This window comes from Pedobacter sp. PACM 27299 (assembly GCF_001412655.1).
In the GTDB taxonomy this organism is placed as follows: Bacteria; Bacteroidota; Bacteroidia; order Sphingobacteriales; family Sphingobacteriaceae; genus Pedobacter.
In genome coordinates this window covers 4,332,531-4,359,188 of the sequence record NZ_CP012996.1, presented here as the reverse complement: position 1 = coordinate 4,359,188, position 26,658 = coordinate 4,332,531, and the positions used below count along the sequence as shown (strand labels likewise).

The window sequence follows — 26,658 nt, the reverse complement described above, 5'->3', positions numbered from 1 at the left end:
AATAAAATGAAAAAAATACTTACCCTAATGACGGTATCAGCATTGCTATTCAGCGCTTGCTCAAAAGATAAAGATCCAATTAATGCCGTTGAAACTAACGGAAAAACCACCCTTAGCTTCGATGCAAGGTTTGGAAATCAGGATTTTGCATTGAATACCGATTTTACTGCTGAGGGAAAAACTTTCAACTTCAATAAATTCAGGTATTGGATCAGTAATGTTGTATTGGTGAATACCAATGGTGAAGAATTCAAAGTGCCCGGTTCCTACTATTTACTGGAAGAAACCGGAACGATTACGCTGACAGGGGTAAATAACGACCTGCCTACTACGGTCTACCCGGCTACAAAAAGAGAAGAAGTGGTGTTGAAAGACCTGAAAGCAGGAGACTATAAAACACTGAAATTCGCGGTAGGCGTGGATCCGAAATACAATGATAACCTGAGTTTATTGGCCGGAGAGCTCTCCCCATTGAACGGGATGACCAATGTTTCCTGGATGTGGCTGACCAGCTATATTTTTACTTCGGCAACCGGAAAGGTCACTGAGGGCGCCAATTCTAAAACCTTAAAAATTGAAACTGGATTAAATGCAAACTACAAAACAGTAGTCCTGGATTTGCCACAGACTTTGAAAGTTAGTGGCGAAAAGAGCTCTGGGGTTAGCTTAAATGTGGATTTGGCAAAGGCTTTTGATGGGATTGATGTCATGACTACTCCAGTTGTAGGTGCAGCACAAGCTTCGGCTATGGCGGCAGTAGCCACCAATTACAGCAATAAAGTGTTTACCGTAAAAGCAGTGAATTAATAAATCATGCGTCGTAATTCAACTTTTCTACTGCTTGATTTTCAGGGCTTTTTCAAGCGATCTTTTTTCGGATCGTTTACAGGGATTAAGGCCTCGTTTTTCAGTGCAATACTGCTGCTGCTGTTATTTGTTTCCTGTAAAAAGGAGTCAGATCCGGAGCTTGTGAATCCAGATGGCTTGCATGACCTGGAATTACCGCGTCCTGCAAACTTCCCTGCAGTGATGAAACAGCCTGATAACCGACTCACAGCAGAAGGAATTGAATTGGGTAGGAGGTTGTTTTACGACGTTCGATTGTCTGGTAATAACCGGATCTCCTGTGCTTCTTGTCACCATCAGGAACTGGCATTCTCAGATGGCCTGGCCATAAGCAACCAAGGTACTTCTGGGAAAACTTTGGATCGCCATGCCCCGGTTTTGTTTAACCTGGCTTGGGCAGATCAGGGCCTATTCTGGGATGGAGGTGCTAAAAACCTGGAATCTCAGGCTTTTGGCCCTTTAACCAGTGCAGACGAAATGCATCAGGATTTGTATGAACTCGAAGCAGAGTTGAAAGCAGTGCCAGATTATGTCAGCCGCTTTAAACAGGTTTTTAACTCAGCAATCAAATCTGCGGATGTGGTAAAGGCCTTAGCACAATTTCAGCGGACGTTAATCTCCGGGAATTCCCGCTATGATCAATACATCCGTCAGGAAAAATCAACGGTGCTGAATGCGGAGGAGTTGCTGGGGATGAACCTTGTTCAGGATAAATGCGGCAGCTGCCATACCGGAGTGCTGTTTACCGACCATAATTTTCACAACAATGGTTTGGATGATCATTTTTCTGAAGCCAATGAAGGGATTTATCAGGGACATTTCAGGGTCAGTTTTAATCCTTCAGATGTAGGGAAATTTAAAACGCCTTCCCTGAGAAATGTAGTGCTCAGCGCCCCTTATATGCATGATGGCAGGTTCAAGACACTGAAAGAAGTACTGGATCATTATCAGTATGGTATCAAGCTGTCTTCAACTACTGATGTCAGCTTGTTCCAGGATCAGGGAAAACCAGGTATCCCAATGTCAATAACAGAAAGGAAGGCCATTCTAGCCTTCTTAAACACACTTACGGACCATGAATTTATAAAAAACAAGCTTCAAGGTCCGACTAATTAAAATCAAAATGAAAAATACATACTTCAAAATAGCAAGCCTATTGTCCGTTTTAAGCATCGGCTTTGCCGGATGTTCCAAAAAAGACAGTCCCACTCCTGAGTTTCAGGAAACAAATCTAGCTCCATTATCTATAGAGTTCGATAATATTGTTGGCGCCAGAACTTTCACGCTAAACAATACCGGAAGTCCTTATAAAAATGCTGCGGGAGAGGAGTTTACGATTTCTTTTTTACAGTATTTTATCAGCAATATTAAGGTGGAAACTGCTGCTGGTAAAAGCTATACCGTGAATCCGGATAGCAGTTATTTCCTGATTAAAGGGGCAGATAAAGCCTCCCGCTTTGCGAAGGTGCAGGTACCGGAAGGAGATTATACCAAAGTTACTTTTACGTTAGGCGTGGATAGCCTGCGCAGCACAATGCCTATAGATAAGCGTACCGGCGTGTTAGATCCTGCGGCGGGCGGCGATCATGAGAATGGTGGCATGTATTGGGGATGGAACAACGGCTATATCTTCTTTAAATATGAGGGGAATTCTAACGTAATTTCTGATGATGCCACGGGAGATCCAACGGGCAAAAAGCAGTTTAAATATCATATCGGTTTTTTTGGCGGTTATTCCGTGCCTACTATCAATAATATTAAAGTGATCACCATAGACTTAAATGCTGCGGGAATTGCTAAAGTAAGAAAAGACAGACAGAGCAATGTGCATCTTTTTGTAGACCTGATGAAGGTGTTTAACGGAAAGACTCCTTTCAGCATTGCCGCACATCCAAACGTGATGTTTAATGATTTTAGCAGCACGGTAGCTGGGAATTATGTGGATATGTTTAAGCACGATCACACTGAAAATTAAGCGAAGATGAGGAAGAAACATTGGATGGTTTTACTGGTATTCGGCTTGTTTATTCTGGCTTGTAAGAAGGATCATCCTATTAAAGAAGAAATAGACAGGTTTTTAGGTTTTCATAAGCCATCAAATTTCCCTGATCCGGTCTATAATTTCGCCAATAATGAGGTCACCAAGGAAGGTTTTGAGCTGGGAAGGGCCTTGTTTTATGAGCCAAGGCTTTCCAGAAACAATACGATCAGCTGTGGTTCCTGTCACATTCAATCTGCAGCATTTACACAGCATGGGCATGATGTGAGCCATGGGATCGACGACCGTTTGGGCACCAGAAATTCTCCGCCGATCATGAATCTGGCCTGGAGTAAAGCCTTTATGTGGGGTGGAGGAGTGTATGATCTGGATCTTCAGCCAATTACCCCAATTACTACCCATGAGGAAATGGATGAAAACCTGGAAAATGTCTTGAATAAAATCAGGGCGCTGCCTAAATATACCGCCATGTTTAAACAGGCTTTCGGAACGGAAGAAGTGACTACTGCCAGGTTTATGAAAGCATTGTCGCAATTTATGCTGATGTGTGTGAGCAGTAATTCAAAGTACGATCAGGTGATGCGAAAAGAAGGTCCGGTTTTTACGGCTGATGAACAGGAAGGTTATGTTCTTTTTAAGGAGAAATGTGCTTCCTGTCACTCAGAACCCTTATTTACAGATGGCTCTTTTCGAAACAATGGTTTAGGAACCAGTGCTGTAAATGACCAGGGATTATACGCGGTTACTTTGATCGAAACGGATCGCTATAAGTTTAAAGTGCCTTCCCTGAGAAACCTGAAGTATACAGCTCCTTTTACTCATGATGGTCGTTTTTTAGCGTTGGACGGGATGTTGGAGCATTACAATTCTGAAGTAAGAGATACACCAAATCTTGATCCCCTGCTTCGTAAAAACGGCAGGTTGGGGATGGTATTATCGGCAACAGACAAATTAAAATTAACTGCGTTCCTAGGAACGCTGAACGATGAAGTATTTATCAATGATAAACGCTTTTCAGAACAATAATATTCAAATAGAAATGAGAAATAAAACAATAGTGCTGACCCTATTTATGCTGTTTATCATCACTGCAAGTAAGGCATGTGACATTTGTGGCTGCGGTGTAGGAAGTTATTACCTTGGGATTTTGCCGGAATATAATAAGCGTTTTATAGGGTTAAGGTATCAGCATAAAACCTTGCAGACTCATTTAGGACCCTTAGGAGAAAGGACCCCAATCACTGCTGATGAAACTTATCAGAGTATGGAGGTTTGGGGAGGATGGAATTTCGGTTCTAAATTCAGGGTACTGGCTTTCCTTCCTTATAATTTTAACGAACGGGTTAGTCAGACAGGAAACGGAACAAAAACGGGGCTTGGCGACATTGCCTTGATGGGGTATTATAAATTACTGGACCAGACGGGAACGCTTGGAGACCGTTTATTGGTACAGTCGATCTGGATTGGCGGCGGCATAAAAGTACCCACCGGAAAATATGAACCGACAGAACGTTTAGCAGTCAGCGAATCACCTAATAATTTTCAATTGGGTACGGCCAGTACCGATTTTACACTCAATGCAGCTTATGATATCCGTTACAATGACCTGGGTTTAAATGCCAATGTCAATTATAAGATGAATACGGAAAATAAATACGATTATCGCTATGGGAATAAGCTGACGGCTAATTTACTGGCTTATTATAAGTTTCGGATTGCAGAAAAAATAACGGTAGCACCAAATGCTGGTGTATTGTATGAAACCGCACAAAAAGATGTAGAAAACAACAAGTATGACGTACAGGTTTCCGGCGGTTATTCATTATCTGCAGTGGCTGGTATGGAACTCGCATTGAAAGGAATAACGCTGGGCGCAAATTATCAGAATGTACGTTCACAGAATCTTGCGGACGGTAGAGCAAAGGCTGGAAACCGTATGATGGTACACGTTTCTCTTCCTTTTTAATCCATTTTAATTTAAACGACTCAGCAGAAATGGAGAATCCTGCTGAGTCATTTGCTGATTTATTGTAAAGAATTTGTGATAAACCTTCGGTTTAAATTGTTAAGTTTGTTATAGCCAGACCCTAACTAACCTATCTTAACGACCGTATGAATCTCTCAATTCTAACCGATGATGAGTTGATCGTGCTTTTTAAGCACGGAAGCGAGCGTGCATTCCAGGAAATCTATAGTCGTTATTGGAAAGGGGTATTCCAGGTCGCTTTTAAGAAGGTTCACCATAAGGAACTGGCAGAAGAGCTCACACAAAACCTTTTTGTAGAACTTTGGAGGAAAAGAGAAAGTGTCCATATTGTTTCGATTAGCAATTACCTATTTGGGAGCCTGAAGTATAATATTATCAATCATTACAGGGCACAGCTGGTGCGTACAAAATATCAGGATCATCTGAAAAGCTGCAATAATGATTATGTAGCCAATACGGACTATTTATTGATGCTGAATGAATTGTCGGAAGCGCTGAATGTGGGCATCGCCAGATTGCCAAAAAAAACCGGCGAAGTATTCAAACTGAGTAGAATGGAGCATTATTCCGTGAAAGACATCTCCCGGGAACTCAATATCTCCGAAAAAGCCGTAGAATACCACATCACCCAATCGCTTAAATCTATGCGGTTTCATTTGAAAGATTACCTCTTACTCCCTTTAATTGTGCTGCTGTTTCTATAGGCATAAAAATATATTTTAATTTTCTTTAGGGATCGCCCTGCTTTAATTGACATATAGTTTAAAAGCTATAAGAATGAGTAGAGAAGCATTTCATCTTTTATTGGATCGGTATCTGGAAGGAAAATGTACAGCGGAAGAAAAACGTGTTGTTGAAGAATGGTACGGGATGCTGGATAAAGAAGATTTGGAAGAAATCAATCCCAGAGAAATCACTACGCTGGAGCAGAAACTTTGGGACCGGATTCATACAGATATTTCTGAAGTTGCTGAACCCCTTCCTGAAATCCAGCATTCAAGGCGCTGGTTATGGTCTGGAATTGCTGCAGCCATCACTGGCTTTTGTTTAATCACAGGATACCTGTTCTTTAAAGAGCAGGTGGCTAGCCCACAATTTATGACTGCAGCCTTATCCAATGAAATTAAACGGCAGCAGAATCTTGGTCAGCAGCCGCAAAAGGTAGTCTTTGAGGATGGTAGCTTTGTGATGCTGGAATCAAATGCAAGTATCCAGTATCCTGTTCATTTTTTGAAAGATAAACGTGAAGTCGTACTGGAAGGCACAGGTTTTTTTGAGATTAGCCCGGATGCCTCCAGGCCTTTTATGGTGTACAGTAAAGATGTGGTCACTAAAGTATTAGGAACCAGTTTCCTGATGAGCACAAATGGAAGCAGCAAAGGAACGGAAGTGGCTGTGAAAACTGGAAAAGTTGCAGTTTCTCCAGTTTTCGGCAGACTGGAGCTGGTAGAAAGCATTCTGGGTCATCGCAAAGAAGTGATCTTAACCCCAAATCAAAAAACGGTGTTTAAACTGGCCGACCAAACCTTCGAACAAAGCCTCGTTGCTAACCCGGAACCTTTACATATCACGACTAAAACGGAAGTTAAAGAACTGTTTTCTTTTAACGATGCACCACTTGCGGAGGTGGTTGCCATGCTGGAAAAGACATACGGGATCAAATTTCTGATTGCAGATCAGCACTTGCTGGAGGACACGTTTACCGGCGACCTGACCGAGCAGAATTTATACAGTAAACTGGATTTTCTATGTGCTGCCATCAAGGCGTCTTATGAGATCTCAGGAACCACAATCGTCATTAAAAGTAAAAGTAACGCCCATTAAACCGGGCTGTTTAATTCACCAACCTAAACCTAAACCTAAACCAAATGCGCATGAAAAAGAAAGACTTTTACTAGCAGCCCAGGGCAAAAAAAAAACTGACAATGTTGCGGAACATTGCCAGTTAAAATGATTTTGAACGAAACTTTTCACATTAACGAACAAAAACTTCTAAAGGTATGAATAAAAAGCGATTTGTTGCTTTAATAATAACAGCAATGCGAATATCTGTAAGCCAAATATTTCTTGTCATCTTATTCACCTGCAGTACTTTTGCGAAAAAAGCAGAAGCTCAGGGGGTACTCAACAAAGAAATTTCCATAAACATTAACGAAGGTAAAATCAAACAGCTTTTACAGGAAATACAAAGCCTGACTAAAGTGAAGTTTATTTATAGTCCTTCGGCCATCAGGTCTGAAAGGATTACCTCTTTAAATGTCGTCAACAGGCGTTTGGGAGATATCCTGGTAGAGGTGCTTGGACCGCTAAATATTACCTATAAGGTAGTAGATCAGCATATTTTATTATATGACAAAGGCAGCCTTGCCGCCGTAGCAGCAGGTGTAGAAAAACCTGTGGTCATCATTAAAGGACAGGTAACTTCAGTTAAAGGAGAAACTTTACCTGGGGTGAGTGTTAAAATAAAAGGGACTTCAATTGGCGCAATGACCGATTTAAATGGTAATTATGCCATCAATGTGGTTTCTGCTGATGTGACCCTGGTTTTCACTTATATCGGCTTTATGACTAAGGAAGTCGCAGCCGGAGGTAAAACGGTAGTCAACGTCCAGTTAACTGAAGAACCCACTTCTCTAGGTGAAGTAGTCGTAGTTGGCTATTCTACGCAAAAGAAGAAAGACCTGACAGGTGCCGTATCGGTGGTTAACGTTTCAGAAATGCTGAAACAACCCACAGCATCAGTGGCCAATCTGTTACAGGGCCAAGCCTCTGGTGTAACCGTACTTGGTTCCGGACAACCAGGAGAAGAGCCTCAGATCAAGATCCGGGGGATCAATACTTTCGGGAACAATAGCCCATTGTATGTAGTAGATGGTGTGCCAACGGAAAGTGTTGCAGATATCAATCCCAATGATATTGAATCTGTACAGGTGTTAAAAGATGCAGGTTCAGCCTCTATTTATGGCTCCCGTGCTGCCAATGGAGTGATTGTAATCAGCACTAAAAAAGGAAAGGGAAAAGTGCAGGTGACTTATGATGCCTACTATGGTACGCAGCGCCCAAAAACCGGCAATGTATGGAATATCCTTAATCCAACAGAAATGGCTACACTAAAACGCCAGATGTTGATCAATTCCGGAGAAACCAATCTTAATGATGATCTTTATGGAAATGGTCCGACGTATGTATTGCCGGATTATATCCTGCCAAAGGGGGCAAAAGAAGGCGATCCTTCAGTAAATCCCAGCCTCTATAATGTCATCCCATTTTTTACTTCTGATGCAGAATACAAAAAGTTTTACCGGATTACACGTGCCAATAAAACGGGTACGAACTGGTATGAAGAGATCTTTAGTCCAGCACCAATCACTAGTCATAATGTGGCGGTAAGTGGTGGCTCTGACCAGGGGAATTACCTGCTTTCTGCTAATTATTTTAACCAGCAGGGAACGTTAATGAATACGTATCTGGAGCGATATACTTTACGTTCCAACACACAATTCAACATCAGTAAAAAACTGAGGGTAGGGGAAAATCTTTCTTATTCCATTAGTACAAACCCTAAAATCGGAGGTTTAACCGGTGATAATGCCATTGGTCACGCGTTTAGAGAGCAGCCGATTATTCCGGTATATGACATCAGGGGTAACTTTGCTGGTTCTTATGGAGGAGCACTTGGAGATGCCTTTAATCCGGTAGCCATGCTTACCAGAACCAAAAACAATAAGGCAACAGACAACCGGCTATTTGGTAACGTATATATTGAGGCCGATCTTCCTGCAGCACTTACTTTGAGAAGTTCATTCGGTGGTTCCAATTCGAATGGGAATAGCCGGGCCTTTGTATATCCTCAGTATGAAAATGCAGAAAACAATACGAGCAATTCTTATTCAGAATCTTCTTATGCCAGTTTTGATTATACCTGGACCAATACCTTATCCTTCAATAAGCAATTCGGCTTACATAGTTTGAAAGCATTGGTGGGTACAGAATATCTGCGCAACCGTTACAGTACAATGAGCGGAAGCAACAGGGGTTATTTTTCTTTTGATCCAAACTATACAAACCTGACTACCGGCAGCGGGCCAAAAGATACCAATAGCGAACGTATTGCCAGTGCGATGTTCTCCTTAATTGGACGCTTAGACTATAACTTTAATGATAAGTATTTGTTTGGTGGTACGCTAAGAAGAGATGGTTCTTCCAAGTTTTTGGAAAATGTGTATGGCTGGTTTCCTGCAGTAAGCGCAGGATGGCGGATTTCTCAGGAATCTTTTCTGAAAGATGTAAAATGGATCTCTGATTTAAAAGTCAGAGGTGGATGGGGAGTAATGGGTAACCAGCTCAATGTATCGGAAGGGAATTCATTTGATACGTATAGCAGTGATATTGCACCTTCTTATTATGCCATTGGCGGCGGAAATAACGTAGTATCTGGTTTTTATAAAAACAGAACCGGAAATCCAGGTGCTAAATGGGAAAAAAATACCAATACCAATATTGGTATTGATGCAACCTTATTTCAAGGTAAATTAGAGATCTCAGCTGATTACTATAGAAAAAACATTACTGACCTCCTGTTTAATCCAGAAATGATTGGTACAACCGGAGCATCAAGTACACCCTTTCTTAATATTGGAAAGATGAAAAATGATGGACTTGATCTGTCCATTACCGGACATACGCGGATTGGTAAGGATTTTAAAATGAGTGCCACGGCAACGGTTACGACCTATAATAACCTGATCCAAAAAGTTTCCGGTGATGCGAATTATTATGACCTTGATGCCAGACGTTTTGATGGAAATAACATCGTTCGCAATCAGGTTGGACATTCTGTAAGTGAGTTTTTTGGATATAAAGTAGCCGGTTTCTGGCAGTCGCAGGAGGAAATTGATGCGGCAAATTTAAAGGTTCAGCAACAAACTTCAGATCCCAATTCCGTGTACCAGAATGCGGTGGCTCCAGGTCGTTTCAAGTATGAAGATGTGAATGGTGATGGCCTGATTAATGCGGACGACCGTACCTTTCTAGGCAATGCCAATCCTGATTTTAGTTATGGCTTAAACCTGGCTATGAACTACAAAGATTTCGATATGAGCATGTTCTTCTACGGTGTACAAGGAAACTCTATCTGGAATCAGGTAAAATGGTGGACAGATTTCTCTTCTTCTTTTGGAGGAGCAAAAAGTCATACCGCGCTGTACGATTCCTGGACTCCTGACAATAGAAATGCGAAGGCGCCAATTCAGGAAAAAGATAGAACATTCAGTTCCAATGCAGTACCTAACTCTTATTTTGTAGAGAATGGTTCTTACCTGCGACTTAAAAATATCCAGGTGGGTTATACACTGCCCGCGAAAACGCTGGAGAAATTCGGCGTCGGCCGATTGAGGGTCTATCTTTCTGCAGCCAACTTATTCACCATCACTAAATATTCTGGTATTGACCCTGAAATTGGAACTTCCAGCGAAACAGACAACCAAACTGCTTATGGAGTGGATGATGGTGCTTACCCAAGTCAGCGTACCTTCCTTTTGGGTATAAATTTGAAATTTTAATCATAACAGTTTAAAGAGATGAAAAAATCAACATATCTATTGTTAACTGTATTATTCTTTACAGGACAATCATTTTTTTCTTGCAAGAAAGCATTAGAACAACCGCCCCTGGGATCCTTGACACAGGAAATTCTGACCAATAAAAACGGAGTAAATGGTTTATTAATCGGTGCTTATGCTGCACTGGATGGGATGGCTGGCGGAAACACTTCTTTTGGTGGTGGTGATGTTTATGGCGGCTCTCCAAGCAATTGGGTATTTGGCGCAATTGCCGGTGGGGATGCCTCTAAAGGAAGTGATGGAACCGATCAGCCAGCAATAGATCCCATTGCTAAATTCTATGCAGATGCGACAAACTCCTTTTTCAATGCCAAATGGAGAGCTTTATATGAAGGGGTCAAAAGGACAAATGATGTTTTGATGATTTTAGCTAAGGCGACGGATCTGACGCCTGAAGAACGCGTAGGAATCCAGGCTGAGGATAAGTTTTTAAGAGGACATTATTATTTTGAGTTGAAGAAAATGTGGAATATGGTGCCTTGGATTGATGAGAACACCACCATGTACAACCAGCCTAACAATACCGATATCTGGGCCAGGATCACCGAGGACCTAAAATTTGCTTACGAGAATTTACCCCCTACACAGTCGGAGATTGGCAGAGTCAATAAATGGGCAGCAGGGGCTTACCTCGCTAAAGCTTATTTGTACCAGCATAAATTTAAGGAAGCACGAGATTTATTTGATGTCGTGATCGCTTCAGGAGTCACCAGCAGCGGTAAGAAATACAAACTGAATGATGAATTCGCAGATAATTTTAAACCTAGTAAAGAAGACAATTCCGAAGTGGTTTTTGCAATTCAGATGTCGGCAAACGTAGATGCTAATGGTCCTTCATTAGGAAATAACGGCGATATGCTGAATTTCCCTTATGGCGAGAGTCCTTTTGGTTGCTGTGGGTTTTTTCAGCCTTCTATTGATTTGGTCAATCATTATAGAACGGATGAACAAACTGGCCTGCCATACCTGAGCAATTATAATGACCATGCTGTAGCCAATGATATGGGAATTAAAGGTGCTGAACCTTTTCAGCCGGACCAGGGAACTTTAGATCCCCGATTGGACTGGACAGCAGGAAGACGTGGGATTCCATATTTAGACTGGGGCAATTATCCTGGAGAAACCTGGATCAGAGATCAGCGTTATGGTGGTCCGTACGGTCCTAAAAAAAATATTTACTGGCAGGCAACCCGAGCAACTGATGAAGATAAAACAACCTGGGCGCCAGGTTCTTCTATCAATTATCTGGTGATTCGTTTTGCTGATGTACTCTTGATGGCTGCGGAGGCCGAAGCACAGGCAGGAAGTCTGGTTAAAGCTCAGGACTATGTAGATATAGTAAGGGCACGTGCGGCAAACCCAGTGGGCTGGGTATATCAATACCTGGATGCTGGAAATCCTTTAGCAGGGTTTTCAAATGTACCTGCAGCAAATTATAAAATTAATGTTTATCCTGCCGGCGATTTTTCTGGAAAAGGAAAAGACTATGCTTTATCTGCCATTTATTTTGAGCGTAAAATTGAGCTGGCTATGGAAGGTCATCGTTTCTTTGACCTGGTACGCTGGGGAATCGCGGAAACTGAGCTGAATGCTTATTTTAATTACCAGGGGAAATTAACTTCTGATGTTAGAAATGGAAAATTTATAAAGGGTAAAAATGATATTTACCCGATTCCACAGCGACAAATTGATTTGAGCAATGTAGGTGGGGGATCTGTACTCAAACAAAATCCAGGATACAATTAGGAAATGACCATTTCTATTGATAACTTTTGTAGGAAGGAGGGGCGGATGTCGCTCCTTCCTCGCTATTAAATTTACCTGTAACCTATATTATAGCTAATGAACCAACCACAACGTTTTTTATCCCTTGATGTATTCCGGGGTATGACAGTCTGTTTTATGATCATTGTGAACACACCAGGAAGTGGTGCCCAGCCTTTTTCGATGCTGGAGCATGCGGCATGGCATGGATTTACACCTACCGACCTGGTTTTTCCTTCTTTTCTTTTTGCAGTAGGGAATGCCATGAGCTTTTCTGCGAAAAAGTTTGCCCTCATGAGTGACAGAGAAGTGCTCGGTAAAATATTTAAACGGACGCTGCTTATCTTTTTAATCGGCTATCTGATGTATTGGTTCCCGTTTTTTCATTACAATGAGGCCGGTGGAATCAGTTTTTCTCCTATTGGAAACACCCGGATTATGGGGGTATTACAAAGGATAGCGCTATGTTATGGGATCGTTTCTTTAATGGTCCATTATTTATCTACGAGATGGGTCATGGTGCTGAGTGTTTTGTTCTTAATTGGATATTGGTTCCTGCTGCTCATTTTTGGGAATTCCAGCGATCCATTAAGCATGACCGGAAACGCAGGCCAGTACCTCGATCAGTTTTTGCTCGGAAATGCGCATCTGTATCATGGTGAAGGTATTCCTTTTGATCCTGAAGGGATTTTAAGCACAATTCCATCCTGTGTAAATGTAGTGATCGGTTACTTTGCAGGTAAGTTTATTCAGGAAAAAGGAAAAGGTTTTGAAAGCATTGCCAGACTATTACTCGCAGGCGTATTATTGGTGTTTTTGGCCTGGTGCTGGAACTTCTCTTTCCCGATTAACAAGAAATTATGGACGAGTTCTTTCGTATTGATCACCTGTGGATTGGACCTCATCATTATCGCTGCATTGATTTATATCATCGAACTTAAATCTTATGTGAAATGGACGGGTTTCTTTACCGTATTCGGGAAGAATCCCTTGTTTATTTATATTGTAGCGGATCTTTTGTTAGTGATCATCAATACCATATTCCCAAAATCTGATTTTGCAGGCTGGATCAATACGGTGTTTTTTCAGGCGATTGCCCCAGGACCTTTTGGTTCGCTATTGTTTGCGATTTGCTTTATGCTGGTCTGCTGGTTAATTGGCTACGTTTTAGACAAGAAAAAGATATACATCAGGGTTTAATTCGCGCTGATTACTTTATCAACGGCACGTTCAAATGTCAGGATTGGAAGATTTAAATAAGAATCAATTGAAAACATATAAAAATATATGCTCATGAAAATTTACGTACTTGCTGCTTTTTTTATGCTCAGCATCAACGGATCGGCTACTGCTCAACAAGCAAGCCTTGTGGCTGCTGCCGATTTAGAGCTGAACTGGTCGCAAACCAATGATAACGATAGAATGGTATTGACCATTAAGAACAATGGGAAAGTGCCTTTACCTGCTTCTGGCTGGAAAATTTACTTCAATTCCAGGGTGTTAAATACAGTTGGGGCCGATAGCCTATTGGCGAAGGTGAGCCTTGTTAACGGAGCTTTATTCCGTTTGTCGCCATTGCCTTCCTTTAAAGCAGTTCCGCCGGCTGGAAGGGTTAAACTCAACATGGCCACGGAGACCATGTATAATGTTTCCGAACGTCCTTCAGGGTTTTACCTGGTTTGGGATAAAACCCCTGATCAGGGTACTGCAATTAAAAATGTAGTATTTGAGCATTTGCCAGCTCATACCACTTTCGAGCAGGAGCTGGCAAAGAAAGCTTACGAAGAGAACAAAAAGATCAAAGATATTCCCGTAAATCAACTGCCATTGGTTTTTCCAACACCCGCTGACTATGTCCAGGGTAAAGGTATTTTCAGCTTAACCAAAGCGGTGAATGTACTGGGGATACCTGCTTTTGCAGATGAAGCCGCTTTGCTGTCTCAGGAAATCAGTCGCGCATTAGGTAAAAAGACCGCAGGGAAATCAAATGCTGCTGCCGGGGAAATTGTTTTTCTGAAAGATGAGAAACTGGCTAAGGAAGCTTATACCTTAACCATCACTCCGAGTCGGATCAGCATTGGAGCATCAGATGCTGCAGGTGCCTTTTATGCAATACAATCCTTGAAAACGATGTTCCCAGCAAGTTCCTGGTTGAAAGTTGAAAAGTCGATCGCGATACCTGCAGCGGTGATCAATGACAATCCGAGGTTTGGCTTTAGAGGTTTTATGATGGATGTGGGCCGAAACTTTCAACCCAAATCAGCAGTACTGAAGGTCCTGGATTTAATGGCCCTCTATAAGTTAAATGTTTTTCATTTTCACCTGACGGAAGATGAGGGCTGGCGTTTGGAAATTCCAGGATTACCGGAATTAACTACTGTAGGCGCAACGCGCGGTCATTCTGTAACGGAAAGCGCCCAAATCATACCTGCTTATGGTTCTGGACCACAACCAGGCCTAAATTCTGGTACAGGTTTTTATACCAAAGCAGACTATATAGAAATCTTGAAGTATGCAAAGGCAAGACATATCCGGGTAATCCCAGAAATTGAAACACCCGGTCATGCCAGAGCGGCCATAAAAGCAATGGAGGCCCGTTACCACCGTTTGATGAAGGCCGGCGACAAAGAAGCCGCTGAATATTATTTGTTAAGTGATTTAAAAGATGAGAGTAAATATCGCTCCGTACAGGGTTTTGATGATAATGTGATCAATGCAGCTTTACCTTCCAGCTATCACTTTTTGGAAAAGGTGACCAATGAGCTGATCGCCATGCATAAAGCAGCAAATGCACCCTTAACTACGATCCATTTTGGCGGTGATGAGGTGCCGGCAGGTGTATGGGAGAAATCACCAGCTGCAGCCCAACTCGCTATAAAAGAACCCGCAGTAAAAGGAACCGATGAATTGTGGTTCTATTTCTTTAGTAAATTGAACAAAATGCTGCAATCTAAATCGCTCTACTTATCTGGATGGGAAGAAATAGGATTGCATAAAAAAGAAATAAATGGCGCAATGAAAATGGTGCCGGAACCTCGGTTTTTTAAGGAGAATTTTCATGTAGATGTTTGGAATAACCTGCATGGCAATGAAGATCTAGCTTATAAAATGGCCAATGAAGGCTATAAAGTGGTGTTAACACCAGTTACTAATTTTTACATAGACCTGGCTTCGAACAAAAGCTTCTTAGAAAATGGTCAGAATTGGGGTGGTTATGTAGATGTAGACAAGCTTTTCTATTTCATTCCGTTCGATTATTATAAGAATATGAAGGAAGATGAGGAAGGAAATCCTGCAAATCCAGAGCGCTATAAAAATAAAGCCGGTTTAACGGAGGTTGGCAAATCAAATATTGTCGGGTTGCAGGCGCCATTATGGAGCGAAAATATCAAAACAACCGAACAATTTGAATATATGCTATTGCCGAAATTATTAGGATTGGCAGAACGTGCCTGGGCAAAAGATCCGGCATGGGCATTGGAAGCAGATCCGGAAAAAGGGAAAGTATTATACGATCAGGCTTGGTCGGAATTTGTAAATGTGCTGGGCAAAAAAGAACTGCCAAGATTAAATTATTATGCTGGTGGGTTTAAATACCGAATTCCAACTCCAGGACTACAACTGATTGATGGCCAGATAGCGGCAAATATACAGTTGCCAGGCTTCATCATTCGTTATACTACGGATGGAAAGGAACCCATAGCCAGCAGTAAAATATATACTCAGGCGATTCCTTTTCAGAAAGGTGCGAAGTTTTGTGCTTTTGATGTAACGAATAGAGGAGGGCGAAGTATTGTGGTCGAATAGAAATATGGTAGTCTAACAATTGAAACCTTTAAAGACTAGTGTTTAAAACAAAAAAAACAGGGATGAATCGGAGAGATCTATCCCTGTTTTAATAATGGCTGACCCACCACAGATCAACCTAAACCAAACAAACTGATCATATAACGGAGTTTGTTGTCAAAAAGTTTTAAGTATGAAAAATAAAAACAATTTAATGACAATATTCCCTTATTCTTTATCGTGATATAAAAATTCCATGCCTTCAGGGGTGATAGAAGCGGCGTGCTGAACACGGTCGCGATTGATGTGGATATATCCTAAATTTTCCAATTCTTCGTACTGCTCTTCCATTCCTCCTAAAATCGAAGAACTAACTTGCTGGTCAATGATGCCCAGTAATGATTTCATAGCTTCTTTTTCCATGTTATTTTTGATTATAGTATCGAAATTCCTTTTAACTAATATAGTGAAAAAATATGTTCCATAAAAGCCACGGAAAGAAGGGGGGAGAACTGTACACCAAAGTTCTTTTCTAACACGTGGCCTTATGTTTTTAGCGTCTGTATGCGATTAAAGCGTCTGTATGGAATTAACCTAAACTTTTTTCAGCCAGCAGCAATTGCTTCAGCATTTCCTCGACTGATAAATTGTCCTGTAATTTTAATTCTGGAATGAGGGCACGATAATAAGCGATGCCATCCAGTAATTGCAGTTTAAATTTATTGAAGTATTTATCTTTTTTAGTGGTTAATTCTTCCAGTTGATTGGCAATGTCTTTTTTCAGATAATCTACATATAAATGAAGTTCATTGATAAATAAGTTAGGACGGGTAATATTAACCAGCAAGTTTTCACGACCGTATATATGATTGATCATTTCTTTTAGAGAATATTTACCTGAAAAGAAGGCTAGATTAGGACCGGGACATATACTTACTGCTTTACTTTCCTTTGGTTTCATAATACCCACTTTTATATAGGTAGAGGCACATAGACCTTCACAGAGACACACTTTTTCCGTAATGGATTGGAATTGTCGCTGGTAATCGGTTTCAGACAGCTCCTGTTCTTTTAATTGTTTTATTTTCAGGTGCTGATATTCTCTGGATGCAGTACAGATGGGGTCTGCAGTAAATTCTGTGTTGGTACATAAGAATTTCTTGGTACAAGGACTGCCTGGTCTGCCTTTTTCTATTCGCTGTAGGCGCTGTTCTTCGGCAGTACTCTTTTTGAAGTTATTGAAAAGTACACCTAACGGGGAGGAGTTGCTCAGGTAATAATCTTCCGCAACAGCATTGGTCAATTGGTTTAAGGTTTCATCGTCCACATTTGTCGCTTCCGGTACCAGGAGAAAAGGACTTCCCCATCCGGCAGCATCCAGCTCATAATAATTGAGGAGGAACTCATGTTCTTCAGCAGTACCAATTCCACCTTGTGCAGTAATGCGCTGTTCAGGTAAAGCTATTTCAAGGATTTCTTTAGTTTTTAGTGCACTAATATACATTTGGTAAAGCTCAGCGGCCAGTTCTCCACGTTTTTGTTTGAATTCTTCGAGGATAGGGCCCAATAAAAAGCCTTCCGTTGCAAAGGCATGTCCCCCGCAGTTTAATCCCGATTCTACACGGAATTCGGACACCCATAATCCTTTTTTTGCCAGCATTTTTGCCTGGATCAATGCAGATCGGAAATCGCTGACTTTAAGAATGATCTTCTTTTGGAAGGCGCCATTTGCATCCGGATAAAAGGCCGTACATTTTTCCATATAGGCATATAAACGCGGGTTCAATCCGGCGGAAATAATCACGGAGGAATCTAGCGTACTATTTGTAAAACCACGCATCGCGGCTAAGGCATCTGTAAAATCATCACCCTCAGTTTCATGGTTCGCATTGTAATTTACCTTGTCTACTTTAGACATGATATTCACATCAATTGCACCAGGTGTAATGCCTTCAATTAATTCAGATTGCATTGCAGTTTTTTGCAGGCCATCCGGTAAACTTTTCATTTCCTGGTATTTTAACCTCCAGATCGATCGCTCTGGCAGCAGCTCGAAATATAGGTTCAGGTCTGTCCCCTCTTCAAAAGACTGTGCCTTTAAACTGGAAAATTGCTGCTTTACCAGCACATCAAGTAAGTTGAGATAGGCCGTAATTCTTCTCGCCCGGCTATCCGATTCTTTTTTGTCGATCAGTGTAAATGTTTCTCCTGTCTTTTCTGCATGAAATTTTCTCATGCGCTCCGTCAACTCATCATCTACGATGGAAACAACAGAGGAGATGCCATATCTGGCCACCTTTAACGGAGTATCAATTGAATAGCCTAAGCCTAAAACTGGAATGTGAAAAGTATGGTTCATTTGCTGAGAAAAATTTACTTGAATCGCAAAAGAACTGACTATTTACATTTAAAAACATGATATTAGTCACACTTTTGTATGATTGAGGTTATTAGCCCAGTGCAATCGTTATCATTATATTTGTAAAAATTAATACATGGAAGAGGCGAGGTTATTAAAGGCCATTATTGAAACTGCAATTGACGGAATTATTACCATCGATGACAGGGGCAAAATTGAAAGTCTTAATCCAGCAGCATTAAGGTTATTTGGCTATACTATCGGTGAAGTGGAAGGAAAAAATATCTCATTCCTAATGCCTGAACCTGATAGAAGCGGACATGATGGTTACATTCACCGTTATCAATCGACTGGTGAGAAAAGAATCATCGGAAAAGGCAGAGAAGTAAAAGGTCTGAGAAAAGACCGGAGTACTTTTCCTTTTCGCTTGGCGGTGAGTGAGGTGCAATACGAAGATAGAATCATTTACACTGGATTTATACATGATCTTTCCAAAGAAAAAGAAGCAGAAGAGCGTCTGAGGGAATATGCTGCGGAGTTAGAAGAACTCGTAGAGGAGCGTACAAAATCACTCAAAAAAACAGTGATGGCCTTAAGTGAAGCCAAAGAAGAGGTCAGTCTTTCTCTTGAAAAAGAAAAGGAACTCAATCAATTGAAAAGCCGGTTTGTGTCTATGGCTTCCCATGAATTCAGAACACCCCTAAGTTCAGTGCAGCTTTCGGCCTCGCTAATTGATAAATATGCAGAACCTTACGACAATAAAAACATCACAAAGCATGTCAGTAAGATCAAAAATGCGGTCAGCAATCTCACCACAATACTAAATGATTTCTTGTCGCTGGAACGACTGGAAGCAGGAAAAGTAGAACCTACCTTTACAGCTTTTGACCTGGTGAAACTCTCCGAAGAGATCACCGAAGAAATGCAGATGATGGCCAAACAGGATCAGAATATCATTTATCAGCATACCGGACTGGAAAGTACCGTGCTGTTAGACCTTAACCTGTTAAAAAACTGCATGATCAACCTGATCTCTAATGCCATCAAATATTCAGGCGAAAACACCTTTATTGAATTTAATACAGAAATTACAGATTCACAATGTATGGTCACGATAAAAGACAATGGAATAGGAATTCCTGAATCTGACCATAAACACCTGTTTCAGCCGTTTTTCCGGGCAAACAATACCGGAAATATTCCCGGAACAGGACTAGGATTAAATATCGTACTGCGTTATGCAACGCTGATGAGAGGCGAGCTGTATTTTGAAAGTACACTCCACACTGGGACTAAATTTGTTTTGTCCTTTAATAAATAAGTTACGAATGAAGAAGACACTGATACTCATTATAGAAGATAACGATGACATTCGGGAAAGTACTGCCGAGATATTGGAACTGGCAAACTATGAAGTATTACAAGCCGTTAATGGGCGGGTAGGGGTAGATCTGGCGATCAGTGAATTGCCGGATGTAATCTTATGTGACATCATGATGCCAGAGCTGGACGGCTATGGCGTATTGTATTTGCTCCATAAAAATGAACAAACAGCCACCATACCCTTTATTTTCCTGACTGCAAAAGCAGAACGCATTGACATGCGTAAGGGAATGGAAATGGGTGCTGATGATTACCTGACAAAGCCTTTCGATGATGTGGAATTGTTAAATGCCATAGAAAGCAGACTGAGTAAAAGAGATAAACAGCAGATTTTTTATAGCCAATCGCTAGAAAAACTGAGTGTATTGTTCAGCAATAGTTCCGGCTTACAAGAGCTGGAGAAAATCATCGCTGCCAGAAAAGTCCGCTCTGTGAAGAAAAAACAAGTGGTATATTATGAAGGCGACAATGTTTCAGGCCTTTACCTGGTCATGAATGGAAAGGTGAAAACTTTTAAGTTAAGTGAGGATGGAAGGGAGTTGCTGACCGGAATGTATGGCTCAGAAGACTATTTTGGCATTACCTCTTTGCTGCTCAATGCACCCTATGCAGAAACAGCAGAGGCAGTAGAAGATAGCACGGTGTGCATGCTGCCAAAAGATTTAATGGATAATTTACTCAATCGCTATCCTGATGTAGCCCGACAATTTATTCAATTGATCTCCAATAACCTTCAGGATAAAGAGGAACAATTACTGCAATTGGCCTACCATTCTGTTAGAAAACGTATGGCCGAAGTATTGGCCAGGTTATGTAAACAGGAGGTACAGGATGCGGAAATGATCCTTCGGGTTTCCCGTGATAACCTTGCTGCAATGGCCGGAATGGCTACTGAAACGGTGAGCAGGATCCTCAGTGATTTTAAGGATGAAGGGATCATAGAAAGGAAAGGCAGTCAGATCATTGTGCTCGATCAGCTTAGACTACAGCAGATGAAAAACTGATGAGGATCATATTTTCAATTGATTAAACTCATTCTCCCCGCTACCACTACATGCTAACTTTGATTATTAATAAATCGAACCAGCATGAGAGTTGTCGCATATAGTATAAAGTCTTTTGAGAAAGAACCATTGGCCATTGCCAATAATAAAAAACATGATATTACATTGATATCCAATTCTTTGGGTTCTGAGACAGCTTCTTATGCCGCAGGGAAAGAAGCTGTCATTGTATTCAATGAAGATGATGTTTCTGCACAAGTGATCAACAGGTTAGCGGATCTTGGGGTGAAATTCATTGCGACACGCTCTACCGCTACCAGTCATATCGATCAGGAAGCAGCTGCACTTAGAAATATAAAGATTGCCAATGTTCCTTTAGATGCATTAATAGCGCTTACAGAAAAGGAATTGCCTATGGCATTGGCTGTAGAAACCATCGTTAATCTGGATAAATGGCAGCAAAAGAAGTGTTTAGGGAATGCTTGTGTTTGCTCCAGATCTTGCGATCAGGCGCATTCATTAATACGTCCAGGTAGTAAACCTCATCACCATTAGTATGAATCATCTGATCTCGAAATATCATGTTGCTGCCCCTCGTTATACCAGTTATCCTACCGTTCCATATTGGAAAACAACAGATTTTACAGTAAAGGACTGGGAAAAAGCCGTTACGCAATCCTTTAGGGAAAGTAACGACAAAGAAGGAATCAGCATTTATATCCACCTTCCTTTTTGTGAAAGTTTATGTACTTATTGCGGCTGTAATACCAGGATCACTAAAAATCATAAAGTAGAATCGCCTTATATCGAGGCTTTACTGAAGGAATGGCAATTGTACCTGAATCTATTTGTAACCCGCCCATTGATCAAGGAGTTACATTTGGGGGGTGGCACACCTACTTTTTTCAGTGCAGCGAATTTAAAACTGCTGATGGAAGGCATCCTAAAATACGCTGACCTGCATGAGGAAGCCGAATTTAGCTTTGAAGCACATCCTGGAAATACCACCGACGAACATTTGATGACTTTGAACCAGTTAGGTTTCAAAAGATTAAGTTTAGGTATTCAGGATTTTGATCCGCATGTGCAACTGGTGATCAATAGGGTGCAAACCTATGAAGAAGTAGAACAAGTGACCTTAAAAGCAAGGGCTTTAGGCTATACCTCGATCAATTACGACCTCATTTACGGTCTCCCTCACCAACAGATCCAGGGGCTTTCAGATACACTGGATTCAGTACTGCAATTGAAACCAGACCGGATTGCTTTTTACAGTTATGCGCATGTTCCATGGGTTAAACCAGGACAGAGAAGGTATACAGAGCTGGATCTTCCTTCTCAAAAGTTAAAACAGGAACTGTATGAACTGGGCTGTAAAAAATTAAAAGATGGAGGATACCTGGATGTGGGAATGGACCATTTTACATTGGTTACAGACAGCTTGTATGAGGCAGAAATTAAAGGAAAACTGCACCGGAACTTCATGGGCTATACCCATCAGTACAGTCAGTTAATGATTGGTTTAGGAGTATCTTCCATAAGTGATACCTGGACAGCATTTGCACAGAATGTGAAAACGGTGGAAGAATATTTAACGATAGTGAATGAAGGTAGATTGCCTGTGGTAAAAGGCCATTTACTAAATGAAGAAGATAGGATCACCCGTCAGCATATTTTGAACATCATGTGTAAAGGACATACTTCCTGGACAGAGGAGGAAGCGAATTCTCCGGAGTTTTCTGAAGGTTTACAGCGCATGCGCTGGCTGGCACTGGATGGATTGGTGTTCTTGTCGACAGACCATTTGCGGGTAACGCCATTGGGCAAGCGGTTTTTAAGAAACATCTGCATGGCATTGGATTATAGATACTGGGCAGATCAACCGAAAACGGAACTGTTCAGCCTCACCGGATAAAAATATTAGTTTTACGTCTCAAATGTCAGTATTGGTGACCGTGATAAACGGTCGCCAATTTGTGTTTATAAGCCATTTGGAGCAGTCGCCTGTTTGATCTTATATTGCATCAATTGTCCGATGGAAGAGGCCCTGGAGATCGCCTGATCCGCTACAGGCCCTTCAAAATTAGCCCTGATGGTTTCTTCCCAGATTTTCATCCAGCGGTCAAAATGCTCCCCATGCAAAGGCACTTCTTTATTTAAAGCAATGTGCTTGAGCATAGGATTTCCTTTATAAGTGACCACATCCAATAAGATGGTTTCCCAGAAGGTAACCATTACCGGAATATGCCCCTCTAAAGAGAAATTTGCCGCTTTAAATACAGGCCCAATCACTTCATCTCTGAGGGCTTTATTGTAAAATTCAATCACTAGAAAACGGATGTCTTCCTGATCTTTAATATCTCTTTTTATAGGAGTAAGTGTCATGAGGGTAGTAATTTACGATGATTTGAAGGATTACCTACATTCAGGAGCCCCTTGTTCAACAGGTGCCGGGCTTAAATAAGGAATGTTTAATTCCATTCCTCTCAATATAAACCAGACTCCCAGACAAAGCATAAAATAAGGAATCACGCGGTTGATCTTTTTACGGACCAATGCACCGGTAAAACCGATACTGAGTGTGGCGATAAACATGAGAGGGAGGGTGCCTAACCCAAACCAGAACATATAAATAGCAGAGCCGGTTAAGCTGCCCGTATTTAAAGCTCCTGCCATGGCCAGGTAAACGAAGCCACAGGGTAGAAAGCCGTTGATGATGCCTATGATCAAATGATTGGCTTTGTGTTTTAAGGCATAGCCAAATAACTGATGGAAGGGTTTTAGGAATACCGAAGGGGTATTTTTAAGCATTTGAATCTTAAATAACCTGGAGCAGGCAGCCATCACAATCAGGATCCCGCTAAAAATACTGATGACCTGCTGTAAGCCTGCCATCCATAATTGCTGTCCGATTAAGCCAATCACCAGTCCTAAGAAACAATAAGAAACAATTCTCCCTAACTGGTAAAGTAATTTGTCCAATACCAGAAAAAGCCATCCTTGTTTTAAGGAGGGCACAGCAAAGGCAAGGGGACCGCACATGCCAATGCAATGTACGCTCCCTAACAATCCAATCATGAAGGCAAGCTTTTCGTTGCTCATTCTACCATGACCTCCTGTTCATCCAAATAGGATTTACCTGCACTATTCCAGTTGATGATCAGTTTCCAGCGGCCTTTAGCAATCCCTGTTAAAGGGATTGCAGCACGGTACTGCTCATCTGTATTGATTTGAACCATTTTATCCATCCGCTTATCTGCCGTGCGGACCAGGTTTACTTTTCCTTCAGCAGGGGCTTTAAAAGTCAGGATAATTCCATCCGTACCTACCTGGATCTCAGGTTTGGCATGGTCGGTTTTTACCTGTTCTTTCAGGTGGTACTCTTTGTCATAAGCCAGCCCCTTCTCATAGTAATCATTGTCTACCAGCGCATCGGGCGAGCTGTTAAACATCTTGACCGCAAGGATGATGATGAAGCTCATAAAACAAGCCATTCCAATTACCAATTTCGTTCCCCAGTTCCATTTCATTTCTTTAATCATTAAGCGGTGCGATGAAGGTCGTTTCAAAAGTATCTACCACCTTGCCATCTGACACCAGTTTAAAACCAATATCTGATTTGTATGTTTTTAATTTTCTCTGCGGCATAATGACAAAAAACGTCAATTTTGCCACTCCACCATAAGCAATGGTATCTTGTTTTTGAATGTACTGAATTTTCACCTCTGGATCATCCGGTACGATTTTAAATTTCAGTGATTTGCTGGTCTTATTGATCAGCTCTGCATTGAATAAATTGCTCACCGCCTTTTCTTTATCTCTCATTTGATACAAAGTTCCACTGGCACGCAGGATGGTGGTTTTAACGGCTGTTCTCGTGATCAAAAGATAGGAGAGTACGCCGATCAGCAATGCCAATACAGCAGCGTAGCCATAGACTCTTTTGTTCAGTTTAAAAGGCTGTTTCGTTTTGATCTCATCCTCCGATTTGAAGCCGACTAAACGGGTTGGGCGGTCAATCTTTTCCATCACCATATCACAGGCATCAATACAGGCGGTGCAGTTGACGCATTCCATTTGCGTCCCGTTCCTGATGTCTATTCCAGTGGGGCAAACCTGTACGCAAAGCTTACAGTCTATACAATCTCCGCCAGCGTTTTCTACTCCTTTTACGCGCTTTTCACGTGGCTCCCCACGTTCGTAATCATAAGCTACAATGATACTCTGGTTGTCGAGTAATACGCCCTGTAAACGTCCGTAGGGGCAAACTACCGTACAAACCAGCTCTCTCATTCTAGAGAAAACCAGGTAAAAAACAAAGGTAAATACACAGATCGAAATGAATCCGCTCCAATGCTGTGATACCGGTTCAGTTATGATTTTGATCAGGCTATCTGAGCTGATTAAATAGGAGAGAAAGATGTTGGCAATAAAGAAGGAAATCAATAAGTAAAGAAAATGCTTCCATCCTTTTTTGAAAAACTTCTCGCTGGTTAGCGGGCCATCATCCAGCTTTTTCCGTTTATTAGCATCGCCTTCTATCCAGATTTCTATCTTCCTGAATACCATTTCCAGGAAAATCGTCTGAGGACAGGCCCATCCGCAGAATACCCGGCCAAAAACCACTGTGAACAAGACGATAAATACCATAAAGGTCAGTAAAGCCAAGACAAACAGGTAAAAATCCTGGGGCCAGAAAATCACCCCAAAGAATACAAATTTCCGCTCTAAAACATTCAACAACACCAATTGCTCCCCATTTAATTTAATAAATGGGGCGGCAAACAGTAAGGTCAGGAAAAAATAGCTGACTACAGAGCGGTACTGATATAACTTACCTTTAATGACTTTCGGATAGAGCCATTTACGGCGCTGTCCGTCGTCGGTTAAAGTGGAGATCTGATCTCTGAAATGACTTGGGCTTTGTGATGACATGTTAATCTTTTTTGCCCTGTGGTGCTTTCGCGCCAGCAGGATTGCTTCCTTGTATAGAAAGGATATAATTGGTAATGTCTGAGATCTGCTGGGCATTCATAGATTTCTCCCAGGCCACCATTCCTTTTTCAGGAACACCATATTTGATGGTCTTGAAAATATCCTTTGGCGTACCACCGTGCAGCCAGTACTCATCCGTTAAATTGGGACCCACACCACCTTCTGCATGTTCTCCATGACAAGGGGTACAAACTGTTTTAAACAACGCAGCTCCCTTTTGGATGACTGCCGGATCGTCACTTTTCTCCATGTTGTTCTCATTGATTTTCGGACCTCCCGAACCAGGTTTTTGCAGAAATGCGATGCGATCCGCTTCCGCCTGACGGAGTTCTATCGCATATTCTTCTTCCTGTAATTTGCCCCAGCCAAATACATGGTAGTTGAGCATATAGCCGATGGCAAAAATGATCGTCCCATAAAAGAGTACCATAAACCAGGCAGGAGTAGGGTTATCCAATTCCGCAATGCCATCAAATTTATGCTCCATCATGATGTCTTTCTCCTCAGAGATCGGCCTCAACCCCATTAACTTAGTCCAGAAGGAAGGTTTGTCGGCTGCTGCTGCTGCACGTCGCTCTTCTTCCAGCCAGTATTTTTTCCTTTCTTCTTCAGAAGCGAATCGGGTAGGATGCAGGGTTTCCTTTACATAGATTTTGATGACTTTCAAAACCAGTAGGGAAACCACAAGTATAATCACTGCAGTGATGAGTAGGGCCCAAATTAGTAAATTCGTCATTGTACATCGTCTTTTAAAGGTAACTCACTCATATATTTTATTTCTTCTTTTTTCATGGTCAGCAAGAGTATGCCGACCAGGATAAAAAAGAGCAGGAATATGCCAAGGGAGGTGATTAAATACACCTGGCTTCCATCTACTTGATCTAAAAATTGCTTAAACATAATGTTGTTGTTTA

At 41.5% G+C, this 26,658-nt stretch carries 23 protein-coding genes; 15 read left to right on the top strand and 8 right to left on the bottom strand.

Annotated elements, in window-relative coordinates:
- The first annotated feature begins 6 nt into the window (after positions 1–6).
- From AQ505_RS18360 to AQ505_RS18310, 11 genes are all read left to right on the top strand, one after another.
- The gene (locus tag AQ505_RS18360; protein ID WP_062549515.1) at positions 7–807 is read left to right on the top strand and encodes an MbnP family protein; all 801 of its coding nucleotides are present in this window, start codon (positions 7–9) and stop codon (positions 805–807) included.
- 6 nt (positions 808–813) lie between these two features.
- Positions 814–1,962, top strand: a complete 1,149-nt coding sequence (locus AQ505_RS18355; protein WP_082461621.1) for a cytochrome-c peroxidase — start codon at positions 814–816, stop codon at positions 1,960–1,962.
- Between the two features lie 7 nt (positions 1,963–1,969).
- The gene (locus AQ505_RS18350; RefSeq protein WP_062549514.1) at positions 1,970–2,821 is read left to right on the top strand and encodes an MbnP family protein; all 852 of its coding nucleotides are present in this window, start codon (positions 1,970–1,972) and stop codon (positions 2,819–2,821) included.
- A gap of 6 nt (positions 2,822–2,827) precedes the next feature.
- Positions 2,828–3,871: a cytochrome-c peroxidase gene (locus AQ505_RS18345; protein ID WP_062549513.1), complete on the top strand. Its 1,044-nt coding sequence runs from the start codon at positions 2,828–2,830 to the stop codon at positions 3,869–3,871.
- A 13-nt stretch (positions 3,872–3,884) separates the two neighbouring features.
- Positions 3,885–4,811 carry a transporter gene (locus tag AQ505_RS18340; protein ID WP_062551105.1) on the top strand — a complete coding sequence of 309 codons (927 nt, stop codon included), beginning with the start codon at positions 3,885–3,887 and terminating at the stop codon, positions 4,809–4,811.
- 146 nt (positions 4,812–4,957) lie between these two features.
- Positions 4,958–5,536, top strand: coding sequence for an RNA polymerase sigma factor (locus tag AQ505_RS18335; RefSeq protein ID WP_062549512.1), 579 nt, complete (start codon positions 4,958–4,960; stop codon positions 5,534–5,536).
- Between the two features lie 73 nt (positions 5,537–5,609).
- Complete coding sequence (locus tag AQ505_RS18330) at positions 5,610–6,656, top strand: FecR family protein (protein WP_062549511.1); 1,047 nt, start codon at positions 5,610–5,612, stop codon at positions 6,654–6,656.
- 215 nt (positions 6,657–6,871) lie between these two features.
- Positions 6,872–10,393 carry a SusC/RagA family TonB-linked outer membrane protein gene (locus tag AQ505_RS18325; RefSeq protein ID WP_197286223.1) on the top strand — a complete coding sequence of 1,174 codons (3,522 nt, stop codon included), beginning with the start codon at positions 6,872–6,874 and terminating at the stop codon, positions 10,391–10,393.
- Between the two features lie 18 nt (positions 10,394–10,411).
- Positions 10,412–12,199, top strand: a complete 1,788-nt coding sequence (locus AQ505_RS18320) for a RagB/SusD family nutrient uptake outer membrane protein (protein ID WP_062549509.1) — start codon at positions 10,412–10,414, stop codon at positions 12,197–12,199.
- A gap of 156 nt (positions 12,200–12,355) precedes the next feature.
- On the top strand, positions 12,356–13,417 hold the full coding sequence (locus tag AQ505_RS18315; protein WP_231634929.1) for an acyltransferase family protein: 1,062 nt from the start codon (positions 12,356–12,358) through the stop codon (positions 13,415–13,417).
- A gap of 93 nt (positions 13,418–13,510) precedes the next feature.
- A complete protein-coding gene (locus AQ505_RS18310) occupies positions 13,511–16,024 on the top strand; it encodes a family 20 glycosylhydrolase (RefSeq protein ID WP_197286222.1) in 2,514 nt (837 codons plus the stop codon).
- Between the two features lie 207 nt (positions 16,025–16,231).
- On the opposite strand, the gene AQ505_RS18305 is transcribed toward AQ505_RS18310, so the two are convergent.
- Complete coding sequence (locus AQ505_RS18305; RefSeq protein ID WP_062549506.1) at positions 16,232–16,426, bottom strand: hypothetical protein; 195 nt, start codon at positions 16,424–16,426, stop codon at positions 16,232–16,234.
- Positions 16,427–16,592: 166 nt separating this feature from the next.
- Positions 16,593–18,362, bottom strand: a complete 1,770-nt coding sequence (locus tag AQ505_RS18300) for a hypothetical protein (protein WP_062549505.1) — start codon at positions 18,360–18,362, stop codon at positions 16,593–16,595.
- 136 nt (positions 18,363–18,498) lie between these two features.
- Here AQ505_RS18300 and AQ505_RS18295 point away from each other — a divergent pair, with 136 nt between their 5' ends.
- The 4 genes from AQ505_RS18295 (at position 18,499) to hemN (ending at position 22,664) form a co-directional block, all read left to right on the top strand.
- The gene (locus AQ505_RS18295; RefSeq protein WP_062549504.1) at positions 18,499–19,683 is read left to right on the top strand and encodes a PAS domain-containing sensor histidine kinase; all 1,185 of its coding nucleotides are present in this window, start codon (positions 18,499–18,501) and stop codon (positions 19,681–19,683) included.
- 7 nt (positions 19,684–19,690) lie between these two features.
- Entirely contained in the window at positions 19,691–20,749 is a 1,059-nt protein-coding gene (locus AQ505_RS18290; RefSeq protein ID WP_062549503.1) for a response regulator, read from the top strand.
- An 84-nt stretch (positions 20,750–20,833) separates the two neighbouring features.
- Positions 20,834–21,304 (top strand): lactate dehydrogenase, encoded by a 471-nt coding sequence (locus AQ505_RS18285; RefSeq protein ID WP_062549502.1) that lies wholly within the window; start codon positions 20,834–20,836, stop codon positions 21,302–21,304.
- A 1-nt stretch (position 21,305) separates the two neighbouring features.
- Positions 21,306–22,664 (top strand): oxygen-independent coproporphyrinogen III oxidase, encoded by a 1,359-nt coding sequence (hemN, locus tag AQ505_RS18280; protein ID WP_062549501.1) that lies wholly within the window; start codon positions 21,306–21,308, stop codon positions 22,662–22,664.
- A gap of 65 nt (positions 22,665–22,729) precedes the next feature.
- On the opposite strand, the gene AQ505_RS18275 is transcribed toward hemN, so the two are convergent.
- The 6 genes from AQ505_RS18275 to AQ505_RS26710 are packed head-to-tail and all read right to left on the bottom strand — an operon-like array spanning position 22,730 to position 26,644.
- On the bottom strand, positions 22,730–23,134 hold the full coding sequence (locus AQ505_RS18275; protein ID WP_231634928.1) for a group III truncated hemoglobin: 405 nt from the start codon (positions 23,132–23,134) through the stop codon (positions 22,730–22,732).
- 30 nt (positions 23,135–23,164) lie between these two features.
- Positions 23,165–23,851, bottom strand: a complete 687-nt coding sequence (locus tag AQ505_RS18270; protein ID WP_062549500.1) for a sulfite exporter TauE/SafE family protein — start codon at positions 23,849–23,851, stop codon at positions 23,165–23,167.
- Positions 23,848–24,279, bottom strand: coding sequence for a FixH family protein (locus AQ505_RS18265; RefSeq protein WP_062551103.1), 432 nt, complete (start codon positions 24,277–24,279; stop codon positions 23,848–23,850). Before AQ505_RS18265 ends, AQ505_RS18270 begins: the two co-directional genes overlap by 4 nt.
- 4 nt (positions 24,280–24,283) lie before the next feature.
- Positions 24,284–25,684 carry a cytochrome c oxidase accessory protein CcoG gene (gene ccoG / locus AQ505_RS18260; RefSeq protein WP_062549499.1) on the bottom strand — a complete coding sequence of 467 codons (1,401 nt, stop codon included), beginning with the start codon at positions 25,682–25,684 and terminating at the stop codon, positions 24,284–24,286.
- A gap of 1 nt (position 25,685) precedes the next feature.
- A complete protein-coding gene (locus tag AQ505_RS18255) occupies positions 25,686–26,480 on the bottom strand; it encodes a cbb3-type cytochrome c oxidase N-terminal domain-containing protein (protein WP_062549498.1) in 795 nt (264 codons plus the stop codon).
- Positions 26,477–26,644, bottom strand: a complete 168-nt coding sequence (locus AQ505_RS26710) for a hypothetical protein (protein ID WP_182959486.1) — start codon at positions 26,642–26,644, stop codon at positions 26,477–26,479. Before AQ505_RS26710 ends, AQ505_RS18255 begins: the two co-directional genes overlap by 4 nt.
- Between the last annotated feature and the right edge of the window lie 14 nt (positions 26,645–26,658).